Genomic DNA, 1,983 nt, shown 5'->3' with positions numbered 1-1,983 from the left:
ATTAATCTTTACCGCTCCAATGCGTTCTCCAATATGGCTCAGGCTGAGCGTCTCTGCAAATTTGGCCTAGATACCCTCAAGACCATTTTTAGAATGAAATAGCCCTGGACTTCACCGTCAATATACTCATACTTTTCTGGCTGGGTTTCTTCCCAAACCAGATATTGATCGGGGGTGAGGCGAGGGACGCTATCGTTGGCGGCAATCATACGTTTAAGCGATATGAGAAACGGCAACTTTTACCTAATAAGGGGATGTGCTACCGTCTAACGATTGAGATGAGCGGCGATAGATAAGACTGAAACGAAGTGAAAAGTCTTCAAATCGCCGCTCCATCGATTTGTTATGTCGCCGGAACTCCTCACTAATCTCATGTCAATTATCCCACTCCCATGTCGTCACATCAGATCTAGTTGCTATTATTCATTTCTGTTAATCCCTTTCATCTCAATCTAGATAAGGGCACCTCGAAAAATCCAAATCTTTGTGGGAGTAGCTACGAGATTTCAGGGGTTTCAGGCTTTTCATGTTCGCTATACGGTAATTAATCGAGGTGCCCATAAAAAGTTGAAGTAACGAGTTGTAAGTTTGGGTCTAGCTTAAAGTCAAATTGATCTAGATATTTTTCTTGCCAGTTTTCAGGCTTTGAACAAGATGCAAGCAGAAACCCTCCTGGATCAAGCCAATGGGCACCTCGATTAATCGAGCATTCAGGGAATTGCCGTCTCAAAAAAGAACACAGTGAGACAGGAATTTCCCTTCCATCGCACTGTGTCAGTTGTGACTCAAATGAATTTATCAGCGTTGCCTTATGGCTTCACTTAGAACTCTTTAATTCAGGACAGATTTTCGTGTTTCCCAGAAGATGAAACGCATAAAGGGCACCTCGATTAATTGCCTTATTGCGAATCTGAAGAGCCTGGAACCATTGGAGTCTCGTGCCCATTCTCAATAAGATTTGTATTTTTCGAGGTGCCCTAAAGTTATAGGTTAAGTTCTTCAGGCCCAAGTTGACTTCAGCACGACCTAAACCGATAGACCTTAACGCCTTTCCGCCCAGTTGCATGACCCACGCACCAAAGACATGCTCAACGTGACTGCGAGTTTTAGAGCGCTCTGTATTCTTTTCCTTCTGTTCTTCACTCAACGGTCGATTGCGATAAGGGCGTTCATGAATATGACTTGTCCAGTTTAAGAATGATAAGAGCCATTCGATTCCGGCAGAGCGGTAAGCACTATCCGCCCAGACTCCTTTTCCGGCATTGAGGTCATCTAACAAGCGCGTCAAGGCTTGACTATCATGGACAGAAGCATCCGTGATAATGTATTGGCGAATAAAGCCATAGTCTACGTCAATATTAATGTGATTCTTGTAGCCAAAGTAGCTTTGATTATTCTTTTTTGTCCACTTAGCGTCGATATCCTTCTGAGCCATTTTATGGGGGTCATTCTGCCATTCTTCTGGGATCTGTCCTTGTTTTAAGTCTTCTTTCTCTTGTTTCGTCATCTTTTGCTTTGGGACGGGTATCAAGGTGGCATCCATAATCTGACCGCCCTGAGCTTGATAGCCCTGTTGATTTAGATAGTCTGAGAATTGCTCAAAGAGAGCCTCTATTTTGTCATGGTCTTTGAGGCGCTGACGAAAGAGCCAGACAGTAGTTGCATCAGGCACCGGATCTTCTATCCCCAAGTTCAGAAACTCCATGAACGATAGACGATCTTTGACTTGGTACTCCAATGCTTCATCGCTGATGTTATAAAGCTGTTGTAGGATCAAGAGCTTAAACATCAAAATGACATCGATTGGTTTGCGGCCTGCATTGCTTTTGCGGTCTTTTTTATGGAGCGATTCTAGTTCATCTCGGAATAATTCCCAAGGAATAATGTCATTGAGATATTTTAAGGTTTTATTTTTGTTGAGCAATTCCTGCTGGCGTTCCTCAAAGTCCCAGAATCCTTTTTGTCCCATAGTCCTGATGAGAA

The 1,983-nt window shown here is 43.3% G+C and carries 1 protein-coding gene; it reads right to left on the bottom strand.

Annotated features, from left to right (window positions below):
* Positions 1 to 817: 817 nt before the first annotated feature.
* On the bottom strand, positions 818 to 1,983 hold a 1,166-nt coding region (locus tag H6G62_RS27035), incomplete at its 5' end, for an IS5 family transposase (protein ID WP_242052295.1).

It is taken from the genome of Phormidium sp. FACHB-1136, from assembly GCF_014697375.1.
Taxonomy (GTDB): domain Bacteria; phylum Cyanobacteriota; class Cyanobacteriia; order Phormidesmidales; family Phormidesmidaceae; genus Nodosilinea.
Note: the sequence above shows the minus strand (reverse complement) of the source record. Positions and strands in the feature narration are given on the sequence as shown.